Genomic DNA, 3,719 nt, shown 5'->3' on the forward strand with positions numbered 1-3,719 from the left:
GTAATATTAAAAAGTAAATAAAGAGCAATTGATGCGCCAATTACTTCCGCAATATCTGTTGCCATAATCGCTAATTCCGTTAAAATCCATAAAATGATTCCTAGTTTTTTACTCGTTCTCGCTCGAATTGCTTGAGCTAAATCCATTTGACTAACAATTCCCAATTTAGCAGCCATATATTGTAATAGCATTGCAATTAAACTAGACATTAAAATGACCGACATTAATAAATACTGGAAGTTTTGCCCACCCGTAATCGAAGTAGACCAGTTGCCTGGATCCATATATCCCACAGCAACTAATGCTCCCGGTCCAGAATAGGCGAACAGGGTTTTCCAAAAGCCTTTGCCTTTGGGTACCTCGACAGTTCCGTTAATTTCCTCTAAAGAGGGACCATTCGCATGCTGAATTAATCGAGGTTTGTGCTCTTTACCGGACTGACTTGTTGTATCTTTCAAAATATTTCCACCTTCCTTTAAAAACATCATAAGTATACACCTCTTTTTTATTAAATTAAAGCAAAATATTAGACAAACCTAAAAAAAAAATAAACATTCGCCTAATTTAATATTATTTGCCTTCATTTCATTTGTATCGGAATGAATCAATTGTACACGTTAAAAATATATCTATATGATAATTACCATTGTTAATATTCACGATTTTTTGTTGAAATAGTCGAGAGAAAAAAATAAGGTTGACCAAAACATTTTTAGAGTTAAGGCTAAAATTAGAAAAATTTAGTTTTTAAAGGAGGTTTTTATTTGTTAACTGTAAAAAAATTATCTGTTGCGTACGGCGATACACCGGTATTCAATAATTTATCCGTCCATTTTAATGGAGGGAAGATTACTGGCATTATCGGACCTAATGGAGCTGGTAAATCTACTTTAATCAAGGCAATATTGGGTCTTATTCATCCAAAATCAGGTAGTAGCGCGCTTGATGGTCATTCAATGGCAACAGTAAAAAAGAAGGTTGCCTATGTAGAGCAACGAAAGGATTTAGATCTCAGTTTTCCAATCAATGTCTATGATTTGGTTTTAACTGGTAGTTATGGAAAACTGGGATTGTTTAAGACTCCAGGAAAAAGCGAACGTGTTGCTTGTGATGCAGCTCTTGAGCAAGTTAAAATGACTGACTTTGCTAATCGGCAAATAGGTAATTTGTCAGGCGGACAATTACAGCGGGTATTCGTAGCTCGAGCAATTTTACAACAGGCAGAAATTGTTGTCTTAGATGAACCTTTTGTTGGAATTGATGTGGAAAGTGAGCGTGCCATCATGGCTATTTTAAAACAATGGCGAGACGAACAAAAAACCATTATCGTTATCCATCACGATTTAAATAAAGTTTATGATTACTTTGATGAATTAGTCATTATGAATCACGGAATCATTGACTTTGGACCAACTCAAGAAGTCTACAATTCGAAGAATATCAGTAAAGCATTCAGTACTGACTTATCTTCAGTTCTATTTCAGGAGGTAAATTAAATGACTGCTCTCTCGGATTTTTTTCAAGCGTTAGGAAAATATGATTTCCTTCAAAGTGCATTAATCACTGCAATAATGGTGGGGATTATGTCTGGGATTATTGGGAGTTTCATCATTCTACGAGGAATGTCTTTGATGGGGGACGCTATTTCTCATTCAGTATTGCCAGGGGTTGCTGTTGCTTATATGTTAGGTATAAATATCTTGATTGGAGCATCTATTTTTGGTGTACTAGCTGCAATGTTAATCGGCTACGTGGCTTCTCATAGTAAAATCAAAGTAGATACTGCAATAGGGGTTGTCTTCAGCTTCTTTTATGCATTGGGATTCATTTTAATCTCTATGGCCGAAAGCTCAACCAATCTACACCATATTTTATTTGGAAACATTCTAGCTGTTAGTAATAGTGATATGATCACAACGGCAATTGTTTTAGGAATTGTGATTATTTTTGTACAAGTATTTTATAAAGAATTGTTAATCACTTCCTTTGATCAGACCTTCGCTAAAACATATGGATTAAATACCCAACTAATCCACTATAGCCTTATGCTCGTCTTAACGCTAGTAACCGTATCAGCATTACAAACTGTCGGAATCATCTTAGTAGTGGCCATGTTAATTACGCCAGCTGCAACAGCATACTTTTGGACCGACCGCTTGTCCGTGATGCTTGTTTTCTCCGCTATATTTGGTGTTGTCGCATCAATTTGTGGTTTGTACTTCAGCTACACATTCAACTGGGCTTCTGGTCCAGCGATTGTTATTGTCGCAGCAGGGTTATTCTTAATTTCCTTTATCTTCTCACCAAAACAAAACTTGTTACATATACACAAAAATAGAAAAGAGGCGTAAATATGAAAAGAATATTAGTAACCATCGTAGTAGTGATCGCAGCCGTCGCCGGAGTAATCTTTTTTGTCAACGGACGAAGTGGAGATTCCAAACAATCAACAGATTCCAAAAAAATCAGCGTAGTAACTACAAACTCGATTTTGGAAGACATGGTTAAAAATGTGGCTAAAGATCGCGTTGAACTATATAGTATTGTTCAACGCGGCGTGGATCCCCACGAGTATGAACCTAAACCGGAAGATATCTCAAAAGCAACAGATGCAACAGTTTTATTTCACAACGGACTGAATTTAGAAACTGGCGGTAGTGGTTGGTTCAAGAAGTTGGTAAGCACTGCTCATAAAGAATTCGATAAAGATGTTTTCACCGCCAGTGAAGGTGTAACACCGGAGCACTTAACAACCAACGTCGAAGAAGAAGATCCTCATGCCTGGCTTGATTTAGCCAATGGTGTTCAATACGTCAAAACAATCACCAAAGTCTTAAAGGAAAAAGATTCAAAAAATGCAGATTATTACCAAACTAATTCTGATGCTTATATCAAAAAATTACAAAAGTTACATGAGGAAGCGTAATCAAAATTTCTCGATATTCCTGAATCACAGCGTTTATTGGTCACCTCAGAGGGTGCCTTCAAATACTTCTCAAAAGCCTATCATGTTGCGCCAGCTTACATTTGGGAAATCAATACCGAATCTCAAGGTACTCCCGAACAAATGAAAGCTGTGTTAGCTAAAATAGAAAACTCTGATGTCAAACATTCGTTCGTAGAAACCTCTGTTTCATCTAAGTCAATGAATAAAGTTGCCGATGAAACGGGATTAGAAATTTATTCCAAAATTTTTACTGATTCATTAGCAAAAGAAGGTTCCGAAGGCGATACCTACTATACAATGATGAAATGGAATCTAAACAAAATTCATGATGGTCTAGCTTAGCAATGTTAAAAACATATTGATATTTTAAAGTTTCCCTCTAAGTAATTATTCTTGTAGTTTATTTAGAGGGACGACTTTTGATGATTGAGCGGTCCTCAGATATCTCATTACGATAAGATATCATCAAAAGACAAATTATTACTTAGCTAATTTTTTTCTTAGGATTATTTTTAGATATGTTACATAAAGACACCCCAGTTTAATAACGTAGGATGCTACTGATTTTACTTGAAAGGAGAACTAACATTGACACCAACCCAAGAAAAGTATCTGCTAGTTATTGACAAACTTAGTAAAGATAAAAAGTTGGTAAGAAATAGACAGGTTGCTGATATCCTAGAGGTCAAGCCTTCTTCTGTTACAGAAATAATGGATAGACTGGTAAATCAAAATATGATTCAGCACATTTCTTATCAAGGTGTTTTTGGAA

At 35.7% G+C, this 3,719-nt stretch carries 4 protein-coding genes and 1 pseudogene; 4 read left to right on the forward strand and 1 reads right to left on the reverse strand.

Annotated elements, in window-relative coordinates; genetic code table 11:
* Nucleotides 1-488, reverse strand: a 488-nt coding sequence (locus ED2_RS14230) for an Nramp family divalent metal transporter (RefSeq protein WP_169792710.1), incomplete at its 3' end; no start/stop codon positions are given.
* A 276-nt stretch (nucleotides 489-764) separates the two neighbouring features.
* Between ED2_RS14230 and ED2_RS14235 the strand changes: the two genes are divergently transcribed.
* From ED2_RS14235 to ED2_RS14250, 4 genes and pseudogenes are all read left to right on the forward strand, one after another.
* On the forward strand, nucleotides 765-1,496 hold the full coding sequence (locus ED2_RS14235; protein WP_060789918.1) for a metal ABC transporter ATP-binding protein: 732 nt from the start codon (nucleotides 765-767) through the stop codon (nucleotides 1,494-1,496).
* A complete protein-coding gene (locus tag ED2_RS14240; RefSeq protein ID WP_005879136.1) occupies nucleotides 1,497-2,351 on the forward strand; it encodes a metal ABC transporter permease in 855 nt (284 codons plus the stop codon).
* A 2-nt stretch (nucleotides 2,352-2,353) separates the two neighbouring features.
* Nucleotides 2,354-3,289 (forward strand): annotated as a pseudogene (locus ED2_RS14245) (metal ABC transporter solute-binding protein, Zn/Mn family).
* Between the two features lie 246 nt (nucleotides 3,290-3,535).
* Nucleotides 3,536-3,719 (forward strand): metal-dependent transcriptional regulator (locus tag ED2_RS14250; protein WP_369453675.1); only part of this gene is annotated, 184 nt, incomplete at its 3' end.

Origin of the sequence: Enterococcus durans NBRC 100479 = LMG 10746, assembly GCF_001544215.1 — a bacterium.
Taxonomy (GTDB): domain Bacteria; phylum Bacillota; class Bacilli; order Lactobacillales; family Enterococcaceae; genus Enterococcus_B; species Enterococcus_B durans.